Source organism: Enterococcus sp. AAFC-DPL-5146 (assembly GCF_058216635.1).
Genome location: NZ_CM177103.1, coordinates 1,420,800 through 1,439,457 on the forward strand (window position 1 = coordinate 1,420,800; position 18,658 = coordinate 1,439,457).

At 34.9% G+C, this 18,658-nt stretch carries 13 protein-coding genes; 9 read left to right on the forward strand and 4 right to left on the reverse strand.

Translation table 11 applies throughout. The features are described 5' to 3' along the window. The first annotated feature begins 133 nt into the window (after window positions 1-133). The 5 genes from AC4BB2_RS06390 (at window position 134) to pheT (ending at window position 11,753) form a co-directional block, all read left to right on the forward strand. Complete coding sequence (locus AC4BB2_RS06390) at window positions 134-3,712, forward strand: PD-(D/E)XK nuclease family protein (protein WP_490474595.1); 3,579 nt, start codon at window positions 134-136, stop codon at window positions 3,710-3,712. After that, window positions 3,705-7,505 (forward strand): helicase-exonuclease AddAB subunit AddA, encoded by a 3,801-nt coding sequence (gene addA, locus AC4BB2_RS06395; protein ID WP_490474596.1) that lies wholly within the window; start codon window positions 3,705-3,707, stop codon window positions 7,503-7,505. The genes AC4BB2_RS06390 and addA overlap by 8 nt, the downstream gene beginning before the upstream one ends. A 60-nt stretch (window positions 7,506-7,565) precedes the next feature. After that, complete coding sequence (locus tag AC4BB2_RS06400) at window positions 7,566-7,910, forward strand: winged helix-turn-helix transcriptional regulator (RefSeq protein WP_490474597.1); 345 nt, start codon at window positions 7,566-7,568, stop codon at window positions 7,908-7,910. 366 nt (window positions 7,911-8,276) lie between these two features. Beyond that, window positions 8,277-9,323, forward strand: coding sequence for a phenylalanine--tRNA ligase subunit alpha (pheS, locus tag AC4BB2_RS06405; protein ID WP_490474598.1), 1,047 nt, complete (start codon window positions 8,277-8,279; stop codon window positions 9,321-9,323). A 6-nt stretch (window positions 9,324-9,329) separates the two neighbouring features. After that, window positions 9,330-11,753 (forward strand): phenylalanine--tRNA ligase subunit beta, encoded by a 2,424-nt coding sequence (pheT, locus tag AC4BB2_RS06410; protein ID WP_490474599.1) that lies wholly within the window; start codon window positions 9,330-9,332, stop codon window positions 11,751-11,753. 53 nt (window positions 11,754-11,806) lie between these two features. On the opposite strand, the gene AC4BB2_RS06415 is transcribed toward pheT, so the two are convergent. Genes AC4BB2_RS06415 through AC4BB2_RS06430 form a run of 4 tightly spaced genes read right to left on the reverse strand, consistent with a single transcriptional unit; the run spans window position 11,807 to window position 14,794 of the window. Then, window positions 11,807-12,463 (reverse strand): amino acid ABC transporter permease, encoded by a 657-nt coding sequence (locus tag AC4BB2_RS06415; protein WP_490474600.1) that lies wholly within the window; start codon window positions 12,461-12,463, stop codon window positions 11,807-11,809. Between the two features lie 12 nt (window positions 12,464-12,475). Then, window positions 12,476-13,174, reverse strand: a complete 699-nt coding sequence (locus tag AC4BB2_RS06420) for an amino acid ABC transporter permease (RefSeq protein WP_490474601.1) — start codon at window positions 13,172-13,174, stop codon at window positions 12,476-12,478. A 46-nt stretch (window positions 13,175-13,220) separates the two neighbouring features. After that, on the reverse strand, window positions 13,221-14,033 hold the full coding sequence (locus AC4BB2_RS06425) for a transporter substrate-binding domain-containing protein (protein WP_490474602.1): 813 nt from the start codon (window positions 14,031-14,033) through the stop codon (window positions 13,221-13,223). A 32-nt stretch (window positions 14,034-14,065) separates the two neighbouring features. Next, window positions 14,066-14,794: an amino acid ABC transporter ATP-binding protein gene (locus AC4BB2_RS06430; protein WP_490474603.1), complete on the reverse strand. Its 729-nt coding sequence runs from the start codon at window positions 14,792-14,794 to the stop codon at window positions 14,066-14,068. A gap of 463 nt (window positions 14,795-15,257) precedes the next feature. Here AC4BB2_RS06430 and racE point away from each other — a divergent pair, with 463 nt between their 5' ends. The 4 genes from racE (at window position 15,258) to cbpB (ending at window position 18,625) form a co-directional block, all read left to right on the forward strand. Then, window positions 15,258-16,085: a glutamate racemase gene (racE, locus tag AC4BB2_RS06435; protein WP_490474674.1), complete on the forward strand. Its 828-nt coding sequence runs from the start codon at window positions 15,258-15,260 to the stop codon at window positions 16,083-16,085. Continuing rightward, a complete protein-coding gene (rph, locus tag AC4BB2_RS06440) occupies window positions 16,072-17,424 on the forward strand; it encodes a ribonuclease PH (protein WP_490474604.1) in 1,353 nt (450 codons plus the stop codon). The genes racE and rph overlap by 14 nt, the downstream gene beginning before the upstream one ends. A gap of 10 nt (window positions 17,425-17,434) precedes the next feature. After that, window positions 17,435-17,950, forward strand: a complete 516-nt coding sequence (locus AC4BB2_RS06445; RefSeq protein WP_490474605.1) for a metallophosphoesterase — start codon at window positions 17,435-17,437, stop codon at window positions 17,948-17,950. A 177-nt stretch (window positions 17,951-18,127) separates the two neighbouring features. Further along, entirely contained in the window at window positions 18,128-18,625 is a 498-nt protein-coding gene (gene cbpB / locus AC4BB2_RS06450; RefSeq protein ID WP_490474606.1) for a cyclic-di-AMP-binding protein CbpB, read from the forward strand. The last annotated feature ends 33 nt before the right edge of the window (window positions 18,626-18,658 follow it).

Consider the following 18,658-nt stretch of genomic DNA (forward strand, 5'->3'; position numbering starts at 1 on the left):
TGATTTAGTTACAGAATTTTAAAAAAGCTCTCTTTTAATTAAGAGGCTTTTTTTGTTAGATAGTGAACGCCGTATTCCGTGCTGATTTATGATAAACTAAGAAGTAAGAGATGTTTATAAAGGATGTGACCGCATGAGCCTACAATTTATCCGTGGAACTGCTGAAATGGATTTAGAAGAAGTACTTTTGCAAGAATCTGTTAAGTGGTTGTCAGAAAAAAATATAAATGAAGTTTTTTACTTAGTCCCAAACCATATGAAATTCGAACAAGAAATCAATGCGCTTAAGCGTATTAAAAGCATACAAAATAATCAAAGCGATTCTATTGCTACGATGCGCCTTCAAGTATTTAGTTTTTATCGTTTAGCTTGGTACTATTTACAACATACTCAATACTATAGTTCTGAAGTGTTGTCTGAAGCTGGAGCTGCAATGGTTTTTAGAAAAATTCTAACAGAGAATGAAGAATCATTGAAAGTCTTTCGTGGAGAAATCAATAAATCCGGGTTTATCCAACAATTATTTGATTTATATCAGGAAATGAAGGAAGGAAACGTCGATTTAGAAGAGTTGTTTGGTCTTTTATCAGGACAAAATTCAGATAGCAAAGAGCAAGATCTACAATTAAAGATTCAAGATATTAAATTGATCTTCTCAAAATTTGAAGAAATCATGAGTCAATATGGCATTAAATCCGCAGAAATCATTAATTATTTGACTGATTATCTAGAAACCCAAGATCTTAGTAATGTCTTATTTATAATCAACGGGTATCATCAATTTTCAGCAAGAGAGTTAAGATTGATCGATGTTTTAATGCGCAGAGGCGGGGAAGTCAAAATTTCTTTGGTTTTGGATAAAAAATATCCAAATGAGTTACCCTCAATGATGAATCTATTTTATGAAACTGGTACTACTTATCATAAGCTGTATCAATTAGCTAGAAAATCAAATGTAGCGATTCTACCTGATTATGTTGAAAAGAATAAATTTTTAGTTGTCAATGAGGATATTAAAACCCTTGAAAATTATTGGATTACAGCACAGGAGAGTCACTCTAAAAAGAATAAGATGTATTTGAATAATGATTCTGTACAATTTTGGTGTGCAGAAAATCTTAAAGAAGAAGTCAGCCATATTGCAAAAGAAATTAGAAGATTAGTTGTTGAAGAAAAGTACCGCTATAAAGATATTCAGATTCTTACGCGAGAACTGGATAGTTATGAAACACTTATTGAGCCGTTATTTTCATTACATGAAATTCCAGTCTATTTGGATCGTGACATGGCAATGGAACAACATCCTTTAGTTGAATTTATTCAGTCGTTATTTGCAATTAATGCTTATCGTTATCGCTATCGTGACGTGTTGCGCTTTTTAAGAACGGAACTGTTTTTCCAAATTGAAGATCAAATTTCAATTGAAGAATGGAAAATAAAACGAAATGAATGGCGTCGTAAAATCGATGTGGCTGAAAATGTTGTACTCGCATATGGGTATGAAGGGTATCATTGGGAAAAAGACAAAGAGTGGCATTTTATTCGCTATGATTTTGAAGCCGATCAACAAGATGATACTGAATTGATCGAGAAAGATGCCAACACTGTTCGGAAAATGATCCAACAAAGCATTCCAACGTTCTTCAAAAAGATCCAAAAAGCTAAAAATGGTATTGAAGCAGCCGCCTTTTTTTATCAATTTTTAGTAAATAGCGGGGTAGAAAAGCAATTAATGATGTGGCGTAATCAAGCTATTGACAATGGTCAATTAGATGATGCTAGGAATCATGAACAAACATGGCAAGCATTAATGACCTTGCTGGATGAATATGTAACGATTTATGGAAATGATTCCTTTAACTTAGCTGTATTTGAAGAAATTTTTTCCAGTGGTTTAGAAGGACTACGCTACAATAAAGTGCCAACGGCTATTGATCAAGTACAAGTTCGTGCCATTGATCTCGCTCGGTCAGGGCAAGCGAAAGTTGTTTTTGCCATTGGGTTAACGGATCAAGTTCTGCCGCAAAAATTTGATAATAAAACATTACTTTCAGATGAAGAGCGTCAATTTGTGAATGGTCACTTAGATGAAGGACAGTTTTTATTGAACGATACTAGAAAAAATATTGCTAAAGAACCTTTCAACGCATATATTATGTTTTCTGCAGCAACAGAGCGATTGTATTTTTCGTATCCAAGTGTGAAGGATACAGCTAAAGATGTAAAAGTTTCTACTTATTTAACTAATATTCAACATGATTTAGGTTTGAAATTGCAGCAGCGAAATGCGTTGACAATTTCAGATAATGAACAAGTTAGTTTGGAACATATCGGAACATATCGGACATTGATAAGTGAGTTAACAAATTTGAAACGCCAGAAAAAAGAAACACAAGAAGGTATTTTAGCATTTTGGTTAACGTTGGAACGAATATTAATGACAGAAGACCAAGCAAGTTTAGCTACACATGTCTTTGAAAGTTTAGGGCATCAAAACTTACCTGAGAATTTAGAAGATCAGTTAGCAGAGGATCTGTATAGCAAAGAAATTTATACTTCTGTTTCAAGAATGGAAAGTTTTTATCGATGCCAATATCAATACTTTTCTCGATTTGGTTTAGGATTAAAGGAACGAGATGTTTTTGGCTTATCTCCAGCTGCAACAGGAGATTTTTTCCATGAAGCATTGGATCAATTCTTTAAATTACTAATCATGCAAAATAAACAATTATCTGAATTGACGGATCGAGAAGTCAATGAATTTACGGAGCAAGTCTTAAATGCTGTTTTTGGTGAAATCAAATTTTCAATTCTTGATTCATCAAATCGGATGAATTACATTCGTTATCAGTTGGGACAGACAATCAAAAAAGTTAGCTGGGCATTAAGACGTCAAAGTGATCGAAGCGGAATGAGCACCATTCAGACAGAGGTATTATTTGGTCAAATTGCTAGTCAAAAAGGGATCAAAGGGCTAGAACTTCCCCTGCAAAATGGTGGGAATATCAGTGTTAGAGGTAAAATTGATCGCTTGGATCAATTAGTAACCCCAGATTCTTTATATTTAGGCGTCGTTGATTATAAATCTAGTCATAAAAAATTTAACATTACCGAAGCCTATTATGGTCTAGCTATGCAAATGTTAACTTATTTAGATGTTGCTTTGATGGATGCTGTAAATTTAGTTGGTCAGGCAGCCAAACCTGCTGGATCGTTTTACCTTCATGTTCATAATCCGATTTTGTCCTACGAAACAGAAGATAAAAAAGAGCAGCAACTTTTAAAGAAATTTCAGTTTGACGGGTTATTATTGAATGACCCAGTCTTGTTGGAAAATCTAGATAAAAGTTTGCAACCTAAACAAAGTTCACTGATTTATCCAATTGAAGAATCTGCGAAGGAAATTATTAAACCCGGTCGACGTCAAGAAGACAAATTTGTAACTGAACCTGAACTAGAGGCGTTATTAACACATAATCGTAGTAAATTTATCGAAGCTGGTAATAAGATCACTAGCGGAGAGATTGATTTAAATCCTGCATATCAAGGGAAAGAACGTATTGCCTGCCGTTATTGTCCATTTAGAAGTGTCTGTAATTTTGATGTGATGCTAAAAGAAAATAATTACAATCGAATCGAAACATTATCTAAAAAGGAAGTTATGGACCGTTTGGTTGAAAATGAGCATGAAGGAGGTACCATCGATGAGTAAAGAAATTCCTTTACGTCCAGAAAATGAGCAATTTACTGATAATCAGTGGCAAGCAGTATTTGATGGAGACGAAAATATCTTAGTTTCAGCTTCAGCTGGTTCTGGAAAAACGACGGTTCTTGTTCGCCGAGTCATTGAAAAGCTAAAAAGTGGTGTGGATATTGATCGATTATTGATTGTAACCTATACAGAAGCTGCGGCCAAAGAAATGAAAGAGCGGATTCAGACAGCTCTTCAAAAAGCTATCACAAATGAAAGTAATCAAGAACGAAAGCAACACTTTATGAAACAGTTAACGCTACTTCCAACTGCCAATATCAGCACGCTTCATGCGTTTTGTTTAACTGTGATTCGCCGTTTCTATTATTTGATTGAAATGGACCCGGTTTTTCGTTTGTTAACGGATGAGACGGAGATGTTATTATTAAAAGAAGATGTTTGGGATGAACTTAGAGAGCAATTTTACGCTGAAAATAGAGAATCTTTTTATCAGTTGACTAGTAATTTCTCCAATGATCGCAGTGACGATGGGCTAACTCGCTTAATTTTTTCACTTTATGAGTTCGCCAGAGCTAATCCAGATCCACAGGAGTGGCTGGTACATTTAGCTGATAGCTATCGAGTGACTGGAAAATTAGGTGACTCTGCGTTATTTCAAGAGTTTTTGAAGCCACAAATTATGGAAAGTTTATTTCGTTGTGTAGATCGTTACGAAGAAATGATTCATATGACAGAAGGAGAGGAAAAGCTAGAAAAAATAGCTATCCTCGCTAGAAATGAAAAAGAATTTGTAGAAACATTCTCCAGTCTATTAGCAGATAACGATTTGGAAGCAAGCTTTGATATTTCAAAAACGGTAAGCTTTGAACGTTTTCCAACAGTGCGTGTAGAAGAATTAAAAGAAACTTCCAGTCAGGCTAAAAACTTACGTGAGCAAAATAAAAAAGTTATAAATGATATACTAACAAGTTTATTTACTTTATCTCCCGAACAAATGAAAGAGATTATGGATAAATCACTTCCTGTTGTTGAAGAAATGGCTAAAGTAGAAAAATCGTTCATTGATGAATACAGCAAGCAAAAATTAAAAAAAGGGCTAGTTGATTTCAACGATTTGGAACATTTTACCTTAGCGATATTAGCGAAAAAAGAAGCGGGTGAGTGGTTCGAAACAGAAGCATCAAAGTATTATCGAGATAAATTTGATGAAGTGCTAGTTGATGAGTACCAGGATATCAATCGTTTACAAGAGACGATTATTTATTGGCTAAGAAGACCAAGTGTTGAAGAAGGCAATTTGTTTATGGTTGGAGATGTGAAGCAGTCAATTTATTCGTTCCGTTTAGCCGATCCAACATTGTTTATCGAAAAATATAATCAATATGGTCAAAACAAAGAGGGGAAACGAATTGTTTTAGCTGAAAACTTTAGATCTAGAAAAAATGTTTTAGATTTTACAAATTTAGTTTTTGAACAGTTGATGGATGAACGAGTGGGGCAAATTGCTTATGATGAGGCAGCAAAGCTGGTTCATGGATTTGACCAGTTTGCAGAAGCGGAAAATTATGATACTGAGTTATTAATATATGAAAAAAAATCAGGACAATTAGAGGAACCAATAAAATCAGAGGATTCACAATTTATCTTGGAAGATAAAACGGAAGGCGAGCTACACATGACAGCGCTCAAAATTAGAGAGTTGGTAGATAATAAATTTTTGATTTATGACAAATCAACGAAAGAAAACCGTCCGATTACTTACAAAGATATTGTGTTACTATCACCAACCAAGAAAAATAATTTGACGATTCTAGAAATATTCAAATTGGCTGGAATTCCGATTCAAGTAAACGATGCTCAAAATTATTTCCAAGCAACAGAGGTTCAAACGATGGTCGCTCTATTGCAAATTATTGATAACCCTTATCAAGATATCCCGTTGGCAGCGGTATTACGCTCACCGATTGTCGGTTTAAAAGAAAATGAATTAGTTATGATTCGTTTAGCTGCTAAGAAAAGTTTTTACTATGATGCTTTTTTAACATTTAATCAAACCAAAGCTGTAGATAAAGATCAGCAAATATTAAAAGAAAAAACATTACAGTTCGCAAAATGGTTGGAGAATTGGCGAGAAATTGCTAGAAGAAATCAATTATCTACACTGATTTGGCAAATTTATCAAGATAGTGCGTATTTAGATTATGTAGGGGGCATGCCTGCAGGCAAACAAAGACAAGCCAATTTATATGCATTGGTTGAACGTGCATCAAGCTATGAACAAACGAGTTTTCGTGGTTTATTTCAATTTGTTCGTTTCATTGAAAAGATGCAAGAAAAAGACAAAGATTTAGCTGAGCCTGTAATTTTAAGTGAAGAAAATGCAGTTCGAGTAATGACGATTCATGCAAGTAAAGGTCTTGAATTTCCAGTTGTTTTTATTTTAGATATGACCAAAGAGTTTAACCTTGGAGATTTGAATGAACGATATATTTTTGATGATCGATTAGGTGTGGGGATTCGTTATCTTGACCAAACGGATCGAATGCTTTATGAAACATTGCCATTCTTAGCCATCAAGCAGGCAAAACTGAAAAAATTATTGTCAGAAGAAATGCGTAAATTATATGTGGCCTTGACAAGAGCTGAACAAAAGTTATACCTTGTAGGTTCATATAACGATCAAGATGCGACTTGGAAAGAATGGCTTAAAGTTGGAGATGTTCAGACAAAGGTTTTACCTAGTGGAAATCGTTTGCAAGGAAAAAGTAGCTTAATGAATTGGGTAGGGATGAGTTTAATACGTCATCAGAGAATGAATGAGTTTCAGACCGAATATACAACTGAGAATGTTGGGGAAATTACACAACATCCGGCAAACTTTTCAGTGACTTTTAGGACAGAAAAAGAAATTAAAGAACAGTTTGTATCACTACAATTCATTGATACATCTTCAATAAAAGAAGACACTACTAAAAGTAGTGATCCAAAAATGGTAAAACAAGCCCGACAACGTTTAGATTATATTTATCCATTTCAGCTTTCAACACAGACGACAAATTATCAGTCTGTGTCTGAAATTAAACGAGTGTTTGAAGATCCTGACAATAGAGAGATTGCTAAAATAGAATTAGATGAGAAAAACACTATTCAATCAGCACCCATGATTGTCCACCGAATGAGTGATGGAGAGCTAGGAAAACCTAGATTTATAGAAACCATACGTAAAGCATCTGCAGTGGAGATTGGAACAGCTACTCATTATCTATTGCAACTTTTAGATCTAACGAAAGAACCAACAAAAGAGAATCTAGAAGAGTTAGTCCAAGAATTGATTCAAACAAAGATTATCCAAGAAAATGTGGCGAAAGAAATAAATATTGATCAAGTTCTAGCTTTTTATCAAACGAATTTAGGGCAACAATTGTTAGCTAATCCTAACGAAGTAGTTCGTGAACAACCGTTTTCAATGTTACTAAAAGCAGAAGAACTAATTAAAGATTATCCAAAAGAAACGGAAGATGATTTGTTGATTCACGGGATGATCGATGGTTATATAGAACAGAAAGATACATGTATTTTATATGATTATAAAACTGATTTTATTCAAGATGTTGATAATGTAAAAGAGATAAAAACAATCATTCAACGGTATAGAGGACAACTGAATTTGTATCGAAAAGCGCTAGAACAAGCGACGAATAAGCAGGTAACCAACGTCTTGTTGGTGTTATTATCCGCTGGGATCATCATTGATATGGATCAGGAACAAATTATTGAAAAAATGAATGAATAAAAGCAAATATACTTACAAATTGTAAGTTGTGTGCTATAATCATTTCACGAGGTGAGGAAAATGGAGCAAGTAAAAACAACCGAATTTTCACTATGCCCTAAATTTGAAAAAGCTTTTGCAATTTTAGGGAAAAAATGGAATGGTTTGATTATTGATGTTTTGTTGGAAAGTGGTCCTCAACGTTTTGGTGAGTTAAGACTAAAAATTCCAGAACTAAGCGATCGAGTATTAGTTGAACGCCTGAAAGAACTGGAAGTAGAAGGTCTCATCTCAAAAGCTGTGCGCTGTGATGAGAGCAGCCGTCTAGAGTATTTTCTTACAAATAAAGGTATGGACTTACAACAAGCAATGGAAAAAATCCAGACCTGGGCAGAAAAATGGGTTACAGCTGAAGAATGCAGTTGACCTCAGACACAATTTCTTGTAAACTGTAATCAATTGAATAACAAAAAATGTTGATGGAAAAAAGTAATTTGGCTGATACGAAAAAGGGAAAATCTGTCTTAGACTGTAAACAGATTACGTAATCGAAAAATGAAGTTCACTTCCGGAGTTTGTTTGTTCTAAAGAGAACAGACCGGCGAAAGCCGTTATAAGAATTGAGTGCATGATTTTTTTGTCATGAAGTAGGATGGTAACACGATAGCTCGTTCCTTTATAAAGGAGCGGGCTATCGTTTTTTATTTTTCCTAACTTAATAGAAAGATAAAATTATGATTCACACTAAAAAAATTCAGTTCTATTAAACATATATAAGAAAGGAATAGAAAAATGACATTAAAAGCTCAATTAGAAGCATTAAGAGATGAAACATTAATTAGTATTGAAAATGTGACTGATCTTAAATCACTTAACCAAATTAGAGTAGAAACATTAGGGAAAAAAGGTCCGATTACAGAAGTATTGAGAGGAATGAAAGACTTGTCTGCTGAAGAGCGTCCTGTGGTTGGAAGCTTTGCAAATGAGATTCGTGACTTATTGACTGATGCTGTTGAAAAACGTAAAGAAGTTCTTGAAACAGCTGCATTAAATGCGGCATTAGATCAAGAAACAATTGATGTGACATTACCTGGAAAACAAATGAGTCATGGAACTCGTCATGTGTTATCACAAGTAATGGAAGAAATCGAAGATATTTTTGTTGGCATGGGCTATCAAATCGTTGAAGGGTACGAAGTGGAGTCTGATCACTATAATTTTGAACGGATGAATTTACCTAAAGATCACCCAGCTCGCGATATGCAGGACACGTTCTACATTTCAGATGAGATTTTGATTCGTACTCATACATCACCTGTTCAAGCAAGAACAATGGAAAAACATGATTTTTCAAAAGGTGCCTTGCGTATGGTTTCTCCAGGGAAGGTTTTCCGCAGAGATACTGATGATGCAACACATAGTCACCAATTCCATCAAATAGAAGGATTAGTCATTGATAAAAACATAACTATGGGCGACCTTAAAGGTACACTGGAAGTTGTTATGAAAAAAATGTTTGGTGAAGATCGTAAAATTCGTCTACGTCCAAGTTATTTTCCATTTACAGAACCATCAGTTGAAGTGGATGTTAGCTGTTTCAAGTGTGGCGGTGCAGGTTGTAATGTATGTAAACAAACTGGCTGGATCGAAATTTTAGGTGCTGGGATGGTCCATCCTGATGTCTTGAAAATGTCGGGAATCGATCCAACTGAATATAGCGGATTTGCGTTTGGTTTAGGTCCAGATCGTGTGGCTATGTTACGTTATGGTGTCAATGATATTCGTAATTTCTATCAAAATGATTTACGTTTCTTAAATCAGTTCAAGGTAAAGGAGTAATCGACAATGTTAGTTTCTTATAAATGGTTAAGTGAATATTTAGATCTTTCAAACATTTCTGCAAAAGAATTATCTGATCAAATGTCTTTGACTGGGATTGAAGTTGAAGGGGTCGAAGTGCCAGAAGAAGGCTTGAAGAAAATAGTTGTAGGTGAGGTTAAAGAATGTGTTCCACATCCTGATTCAGATCATTTATCGATTTGTCAGGTAGATATTGGCGAAGAGGACTTATCGCAAATCGTTTGTGGAGCTCCTAACGTAAAAGTTGGAATCAAAGTGATCGTAGCCTTGCCTGGTTCTAGAATTACAGGGAACCAAAAAATTAAAAAAGGCAAAATGAGAGGCGAAGTCTCAAATGGTATGATTTGCTCTTTACAAGAACTAGGTTATTCAGATAATGTGATTCCTAAAGCTTATTCAGAAGGTATTTACTATATGCCGGAAGATGCGGTGAATGGTAACGATGTTTTTCCTTATTTAGATATGGATGATCATATTATTGAGTTATCAATTACACCTAATCGTGCAGATGCATTAAGTATGCGTGGGGTTGCTTATGAAGTGGGAGCAATTTACCGTCAAACACCTAAATTTAATGATCAAACGTTAGAAGAAGATACAAGTGAAACTGCTAGTGACTACCTATCTGTAGAAGTCGAAGATAAGGAAGATGTACCAGCGTATCAAATTAGAGTGATTAAAAATGTTAAAGTTGCTGAAAGCCCATTATGGTTGCAAACTCGTTTGATGAACGAAGGGATTCGCCCAATCAATAACGTCGTTGACGTAACAAACTACATTCTTTTACTGTTTGGACAACCATTACATGCGTTTGATTACGATAAATTGGAAAGCAAAAACATTTTGGTGAGACGCGGGAAACAAGGAGAAGAGCTAGTTACTTTAGATGGCGAAACAAGAAAAGTTTCTGAAGAAAACATTGTGATTACAAACGGTTCAGTTCCTGTTGCTTTAGCGGGCGTAATGGGCGGTGAAGATTCAGAAATCACCAACGGAACAACTACAGTTGCTTTGGAATCAGCTTTATTTGATTCTTTATCTGTTCGCAGAACGTCAAAAGAATTTAATTTACGTAGTGAGTCCTCTAGTAGATTTGAAAAAGGGATCAATCATGCAACAATTGGTGAAGCAGGTGATGTAGCTGCTGCGATGATTGCTAAATTAGCTGGCGGAACTGTTGTTTCAGGTAAAAGTGTTGGTTCTGAAATAACATTGGAAGAAGTTAAAGTTGATGTAACGATTTCAAGAATCAATGATTATTTAGGTACTAAATTAAATCAAGAAACAGTTAGTGAAATTTTCGAAACATTAGGCTTTGTCTATACAGTAGACAAAGAGAAATACGTTGTAACAGTTCCTCCTAGACGTTGGGATATCACAATAGAAGCAGATTTGATTGAAGAGGTTGCACGTATTTATGGATATGACAATTTGCCTTCTACATTGCCAAAAGGTGAGACCGTTGCTGGTAGTCTAACAAATGGACAGATACTAGTTCGGAAAATCAAAGGCTTATTAGAAGGTTGCGGTGCAAGTGAAGCTATCAGTTATGCTTTGACAACAGAAGAAAAATCCCGTCAATTCATGATGAGAGAAAGCCTTACAACAAGTTTACAGTGGCCGATGAGTGAAGAACGTTCTGTTTTAAGAATGAACTTGATTTCAGGTTTATTAGATGACGTTGCCTATAACGTAGCACGTAAGAATACAAATGTTGCACTTTATGAGATTGGACGAGTATTCTACCAAGAGAATGATCCTAAGAAGGAATTACCTTACGAAGAAAATCACTTGGGGCTTGTTTTATCTGGAAATACAGAAGTAAAAGATTGGCAGACAAAAGAAACTGCTGTTGATTTTTATACAATTAAAGGAATGTTGGATGTGTTATTTGAATCTATTGGTATTGCTGATAAAATTTCTTATGAAGCAACAAAAGAAAACAAAGAATTACATCCAGGAAGAACAGCTTTAGTGAAATTGAATGAAAGTGTGATCGGTTTTATTGGTCAAGTTCATCCAACGATTGCTAAAGAATATGAAATTCCAGAAACATATGCTGTTGAATTAAATCTTCAAGCGATCATTGAAGAACAAAATGATCCATTAGTATATCAACAGGTTTCAAAATTCCCAGCAATCTCAAGAGATATCGCGTTACTGATCGATGAATCGGTAACAAATCAAGAATTAGTTGGAACGATTTCTAAACATGCTGGAAAATTCTTACAGTCGATCCATCTATTTGATGTTTACCAAGGTGAGAATATCGCTGAAGGGAAAAAATCAATGGCTTACAGCTTAACTTTTGTAAATGCTGAAGCAACGTTGGTAGATGAAGAGATCAATCGCTCACTTGAAAAGGTTGAAAAAGCGTTAGTTGAGGAATTTGATGTAACAATTAGATAATAAAAAATCCACGAGTTTCCTTAGTTAAAGGCTCGTGGATTTTTTATAGTTTATTATACCCAATTTCGAGATAACCATCTAGAAAATTGAGAGATAGAAAAGTTAATTACAAAATACATTAACGCAACGAGTCCGTAAATCATAAAAACTTGTTCTGTTTGAGCATAACGTCCCATCAAGATGTAAGATTTTCCAAATAACTCTTGTAAAGCGATAACAGAATATAAGAAACTAGTGTCTTTAATAACCGTTACAAATTGTGAAACGATTGCTGGTAAGACATTTCGAATTGCTTGTGGTAAAACAATATACAAAATGATTTGAAAATCACTAAAACCTTGTGAACGAGCAGCTTCTTTTTGACCTTTATCTACACCATTTAATCCACCTCGGATAATTTCTGCCAAGGCTGCTGTTGTGAAAACAGTGAAACTAACGATACCAGCAGGAGTAGATTTAATTTTAAAAATTAAAAAAATCACGTAAATCCATAATAAATTAGGAATATTTCGAACGATTTCAATATATAAGCTAGATAAAAATTTCAATGGACCTGTTTTCTGATTACGTAAAACAGCTAAAATCGTCCCAAAAATTGTACTTAAAACAATTGATACAAAAGAAATGTAAAGAGTAAGCTTTAAACCATCAAATAAAAAACGCAAATTATTGCTGGTCAGAAGTTGACTCATTTGTTCTGAAAAAGACATCATTGCATCCTCCTATCGGGTATATGCTTTCTTATTATTTTCTTCCATTGTTCGAGCTAGTTTGGCTAGGGGGAAGCACAAAATAAAGTAAAGGAATCCAGCTACAGCAAAAGCAGGGATATAATTTAAATTAATGGAAGACCAACTGTTTGCTGTAAACATGATATCAGCACCAGAGATGATTGCAACAGTTGATGTATTTTTGATCAAATTAACAATTTGATTTGTCAAAGGAGGCAACATAATCCGCCATGCTTGAGGTAAAACGACATATCGCATCGTATTACCATAAGAAAAGCCCTGTGAATAAGCTGCTTCAAACTGACCTTTAGGGACTGCTCCAATCCCAGAACGGACTACTTCTGAGATGTACGCGCCATGATAAAGACCAACGCAAATAATCGCAATCGTGGTTGTCGAAAAAGTCAACGCAGGACTAATTAAAGGAAAGCCATAGTAGACTACGATAAACTGAATTAACAGAGGTGTGTTCTGGAAAAATTCAACATAAATCCGGCTGATTATATTCATCAGTTTATTTTGCATTGCTGAAAGACTGCCAAATACAATACCTAGAATCATTGCAACGATTAGTGAGCCAACAGCTAAAAGAATAGTATATAGAAAAGCATCATAAAAAAGTTTCCAGTCTTTCAATAACGCTTCCCATCGATAGAGTGCAAAGGGACTTGTATTTGCTATAATGAACATCTAATTTCCTCCTAAATCCGAACAAAATTGATAGAATCAAGAGGAATTAATCTAGATTCCATTTTTTGTAAATTTTATCTAAAGTGCCGTCTTGTTCCCATTTTTTTATTGATTCATTCAAATAATCATTTAACTCAGTATTTTCTTTTTTTGTAGTAACACCATATTCTTGTGGGGAAAAACCATCTTTAAGAATTTCAGTTTTGTCATCTACATAACCTGTTAGAATAGATTTATCAACAGAAAATGCATCAATTCTTTTTGAAGTTAAGGCAGTTTTTAGTTCTGGATAAGAACCAAGTTCTTGATATTTGAAAGAGACACCTAATTCTTTTGCACGTTTTTCAATAGCTTCTTTTGTGGTTGCAGATTGGACAACGCCAATGGTTTTTCCGTCTAAGCTAGCTGTGTCTGTGAATTTGTCTGCTTTTCTTACTAAGAAACCAACTTCATCTTTGTAATAAGGAGTTGTAAAGTTATAGGTTTCTTTTCGTTCATCTGTGATCGTGAATGTAGCAATAACCATATCCAACTCACCGTTATCTAATAATGGTCCACGAGTTTTGGCGGTTACACCAACGAATTCTACATTATCTTCACTGCCAGTTAATTCTTTAGCGATCAAACGAGCAATGTCCGGTTCCATGCCTTCATTCTTATTTGTATCTGGATTCATATAACCGAAGTTTGGGACGTCTTCTTTTACACCAACTTTAATCACTCCGGCGTCTTTGATTTTCTGAAGACTTGTTGAGTTTGTGTTGTCAGATTTTTTATCATTTCCGCTTCCGCAACCTACCATAATACCGAGTAACAGAGCAAGAGATAATGTACCTATTATTTTTTTTGTTTTTTTCATTAATAATTCCTCCTTATATTGTGATCAAAATGTTAGTTATGAATAATTTTACTTAAAAAGTCTTTGGCACGATCGTTTTGTGTGTTAGTAAAGAAGTGCTCGGGTGTTCCAGTTTCGATGATTTGTCCATCATCCATAAAAATGACTTTGTCAGCAACTTGTCGTGCAAAGCCCATTTCGTGGGTTACACAAATCATAGTGATGTTTTGTTTAGATAAATCGACCATAACATCTAAAACTTCCTGAATCATTTCAGGATCAAGTGCTGAAGTTGGTTCGTCAAAAAGAATGATTTCAGGATGCATATTCAAAGCTCTGGCGATAGCAACCCGTTGTTGTTGTCCGCCGGAGAGTTGAGCGGGGTAAGCATTTGCTTTATCTGCTAATCCAACTCTTTCCAAATACTCCATCCCAGTTTTTGTTGCCTCTTCTTTGCTGACACCTTTTACTTTTATCGGTGCTAGCGTGAGGTTTTGAATAATTGTTTTGTGAGCGTATAAATTAAAACTTTGAAAAACCATCGCTACTTTTTGGCGAACTTTCTGAACAGGCGCTTTAGCTTCGGTGATATCAATACCATCTACATATATATGTCCATCACTGACTTTTTCCAGACGATTGATACAACGAATCAATGTACTTTTACCAGAACCAGACGGGCCAATAATGACAATTTTTTCACCTTCTTCAACTTTCAAAGAGATATCCTTCAATACGTGATGCTCTCCAAAAAACTTATTTACATGTTCTAATGAAATCATAGTTCTTCTCCTTTATGTATAATTATATTACATCAAATTATCACGATTAGTGATGTTTAAGTAAATGAAATAGATGTATCATAGAAACGAAAAGAATGGTTATTAAACATATATGAGAAAATGATAAGTAAGTTTTTTTGTGAAATATAGTATTATTTAAGCATTTTTTTGATAGAAAAAAACTTAAAATATTTTCTTTTTATAAACACAATTAACTTTTATAATTAATTCAATAGCCATAATTCTATTCGTTTGTTAATGTTAGAAATTATAACATAAGAAAAATAAGAATACTAGTTTTTTTTAGCAGGTCGGATAAAGTGCAATAGATTGCATGGGGCAAATAGCAGATTATCAGATAAAGAATGATATAATGGTATAAGTACGATAATAAAACTTGAAAAATAATGCTAAAAAGTAGAGAATAAGAGTGTTGAAAAAATACTGTAAAGGTTTGAGTGACTTGAATAATCATGAAGCAATAGGATTTATAGATTCCGGAGTCGGTGGACTTACGGTAGTGAAAGAAGCATTAAGACAATTGCCTAATGAGCGATTGATTTATCTTGGAGATACAGCGCGGTGCCCATATGGTCCACGCCCAGCAGAACAGGTCATTCAATTTACGTGGGAAATGACAAATTTTCTTTTAGAGAAAAAGATTAAGATGTTGGTTATTGCTTGTAATACGGCTACAGCGGTGGCCTTAGAAGAAATCAAAGCTCAATTAGATATTCCAGTAGTGGGTGTTATTTTACCAGGAACTAGAGCTGCATTAAAAGCAACAAAAAATAATCGTATCGGTGTAATTGGGACTGCCGGAACAATCAAAAGTGGTGCTTACGAAATTGCTTTAAAAAGCAAAGCGCCAAATACTTCTGTTTCTAGTTTAGCTTGTCCTAAATTTGTTCCGATCGTTGAAAGTAATGAGTTTCATTCTTCTGTAGCTAAAAAAGTCGTTTCAGAGACACTAAATCCGCTACTATTAAAGAAACTAGATACGCTGATTTTAGGGTGTACCCATTATCCATTATTGCGACCATTGATTCAAAATGTTATGGGTAACCATGTGAAATTGATTGATTCGGGTGCTGAAACTGTTAGCGAAGTGAGCATGCTGTTGGATTATTTCGACATCGCAAATACTCCACAATATGAAAATAAAGCCAATGAATTTTACACAACCGGCTCTGCAAAAATGTTTGAAGCAATTGCTAATGATTGGCTGGATTTAGAAACGATTATTGTAGAACAAATTCGATTAGGAGGAGTGCGCCATGATCAGACATGATGGAAGACAAGCGAAAGAATTAAGAAAAATCATTATAGAAACAAATGTTTATAAACATCCAGAAGGCTCCGTAGTGATTTCATTCGGGGATACTAAAGTTATTTGTTCGGCAACTGTGGAAGAAAAAGTCCCGCCGTTTTTAAGAGGTGAGGGAACTGGTTGGGTAACTGCAGAATATAGTATGTTACCAAGAGCCACGAATACAAGAAATATCCGAGAAAGCGCTAAGGGCAAACTAACTGGTAGAACCATGGAAATTCAACGCTTGATTGGCCGTTCGCTAAGAGCAGTTATTGATTTGAAAAAGTTAGGGGAACGAAGTATTGTTGTTGATTGTGACGTAGTGCAAGCGGATGGCGGTACTCGAACGGCAAGTATTACAGGAGCCTTTGTAGCGATGAAGATAGCCGTTGATAAAATGCTTCAAAAAGGTGAGCTACAGGAAAATCCAATCAAAGAATATTTGGCAGCGGTCAGTGCTGGAATTTTAAGTAAAGGCGACTGCGTTCTTGATTTAGATTATGAGGAAGACTCGGCAGCAGCCGTTGACATGAATTTAGTAATGACTGAATCTGGTAACTTTGTCGAGCTGCAAGGAACGGGAGAAGAATCAACATTTTCAGGTGATGAGTTAAATTCATTATTGTTTTATGGAAAAACAGGAATCGAACATTTGATTGCTTATCAAAAAGAAGCTTTAATGAATCAGTCATCAACTGAAAACAACTATGCTTCGGATGCTAATACAATCGTTGTTGCTACAAGAAATCCAGGAAAAGCTAAAGAATTTAAGAAAATTTTTGCTGAAAAAGGCTATCAAGTAAAAACACTACTAGATTATCCAGAATTGCCTGATGTTGAGGAGACAGGAAAAACATTTGAAGAAAATGCTCGTTTGAAAGCCGAGACGATTGCGAATATCTTGAAACAGCCTGTTTTAGCAGATGATTCAGGATTGATTGTTGATGCATTAGACGGTATGCCAGGTATTTTCTCTGCTCGATTTGCTGGTGAACCGACTAATAATGCAGCAAATAATGCGAAATTACTTCATGAATTAACAGGGGTTCCACAAGAAAAACGAACAGCTACTTTTCACTGTACACTTGTTTTCGCTGCACCTGACAAACAAAGTTTAGTTGTAGAAGGTGATTGGTCAGGTGAAATAGGCACGATTCCTCGTGGAGACAAAGGATTCGGTTATGATCCATTGTTCTTTGTTCCAGAAGAGCAAAAAACAGCAGCAGAACTATCAGATGATCGGAAAAATGAAATTAGTCATAGAGGAAAAGCTGTGGCAAAACTTAGAAGTCAATGGGAAAATTGGTTAAACAAATAGGAGGCATTTCATGAAATATCTAGTAGTAAGTGATAATCATGGTGATCGTGATGTTTTGGTTGACTTAGCTGAAACCTATCGAGGCAAAGTAGATAAAATGTTTCATTGCGGGGATTCAGAACTAGAACCAACCGATGTGTTGTGGAATGATTTCGTTGTTGTGAAAGGAAATTGCGATTATGATCCAGAGTTTCCAAATACAATCGTAGAAAAAACGGGAATTGACATAGTATTTATGACGCATGGTCATTTAGCGAATGTTCGTGTTGGCTTAACCACGCTAGCTATGCAGGCATCAGAGGTTGATGCAACGATTGTTTTATTTGGACATACTCATGAAATTGGTTGTGAGATGCAAGCAAATGTTCTTTATTTGAATCCAGGAAGTATCAGTCAACCTAGAGGTCCCATTCAATTGAAATCATATGCTGTTATTGAAAGTACAAAAAATGAATTGAATATTCAGTATTATGGACGTAATCATAAGCCTGTTAAAGAACTGCAGTTTACATTTGAAAAGAATTAATTTAAAACAGTTGTTGCTTAAAAAAAGTAGCAGCTGTTTTTTACTTAGGTTGAAAAAAATAAGTGTAAATGTTAATTTTTTTTAAGAGTTATGAAAAAAGTTTGAATTTAAAGACATTTGCATTCGTTTTCTGTACAATGATAGTTGTGGCAAAGAAAATGAAATGGAGGCACTCCAATGATTGGATCTGCTGTAAAAGAATTAATATTAGAAAAAGAAGCAACCTTTTTAATACCTGCTGAAAATGTGGCAAACGTGATGTGTTTAAATCCATTAAGCCATGCTTTATTGGTATTATCTCAAGTAAAATATTCAAAAATTCCTGTTTTAGATAAAGGTGATCGTTTTGTTGGATTAATCAGTTTATCTGATGTAGTCGATAAAATGTTTGATATTACGTCAGTTGATTTTGAAAAGTTAAAGGATTTCACTGTTGCCGATGTAATGGAGGTAAATGTTCCTGTAATTGGTGAGAAATGGCAATTAGAAGATGTGCTGCACTTATTAGTAGATGCTGCATTTCTACCTGTTGTGGATGACAATCAACGATTTAAAGGAATTATTACCCGCAAAGAACTGCTAAAAGCAATTAATCACATGGCGCATGAATTAGAACGAAAGAATAGTATTCAGCCAAAATCTGACGGAGATTCTAGAGAGATGAAAGTGATTTAATTTTACGAATTAAAGATTCACTTTTTTCTAGAT

What these genes read in the sequence shown, in the direction of transcription:
- AC4BB2_RS06390 (WP_490474595.1), top strand. Translation starts at nt 134, where the DNA reads ATGAGCCTACAATTTATCCGTGGAACTGCTGAAATGGATTTAGAAGAA.
- addA (WP_490474596.1), top strand. Translation starts at nt 3,705, where the DNA reads ATGAGTAAAGAAATTCCTTTACGTCCAGAAAATGAGCAATTTACTGAT.
- AC4BB2_RS06400 (WP_490474597.1), top strand. Translation starts at nt 7,566, where the DNA reads ATGGAGCAAGTAAAAACAACCGAATTTTCACTATGCCCTAAATTTGAA.
- pheS (WP_490474598.1), top strand. Translation starts at nt 8,277, where the DNA reads ATGACATTAAAAGCTCAATTAGAAGCATTAAGAGATGAAACATTAATT.
- pheT (WP_490474599.1), top strand. Translation starts at nt 9,330, where the DNA reads ATGTTAGTTTCTTATAAATGGTTAAGTGAATATTTAGATCTTTCAAAC.
- AC4BB2_RS06415 (WP_490474600.1), bottom strand. Translation starts at nt 12,463, where the DNA reads ATGTCTTTTTCAGAACAAATGAGTCAACTTCTGACCAGCAATAATTTG.
- AC4BB2_RS06420 (WP_490474601.1), bottom strand. Translation starts at nt 13,174, where the DNA reads ATGTTCATTATAGCAAATACAAGTCCCTTTGCACTCTATCGATGGGAA.
- AC4BB2_RS06425 (WP_490474602.1), bottom strand. Translation starts at nt 14,033, where the DNA reads ATGAAAAAAACAAAAAAAATAATAGGTACATTATCTCTTGCTCTGTTA.
- AC4BB2_RS06430 (WP_490474603.1), bottom strand. Translation starts at nt 14,794, where the DNA reads ATGATTTCATTAGAACATGTAAATAAGTTTTTTGGAGAGCATCACGTA.
- rph (WP_490474604.1), top strand. Translation starts at nt 16,072, where the DNA reads ATGATCAGACATGATGGAAGACAAGCGAAAGAATTAAGAAAAATCATT.
- AC4BB2_RS06445 (WP_490474605.1), top strand. Translation starts at nt 17,435, where the DNA reads ATGAAATATCTAGTAGTAAGTGATAATCATGGTGATCGTGATGTTTTG.
- cbpB (WP_490474606.1), top strand. Translation starts at nt 18,128, where the DNA reads ATGATTGGATCTGCTGTAAAAGAATTAATATTAGAAAAAGAAGCAACC.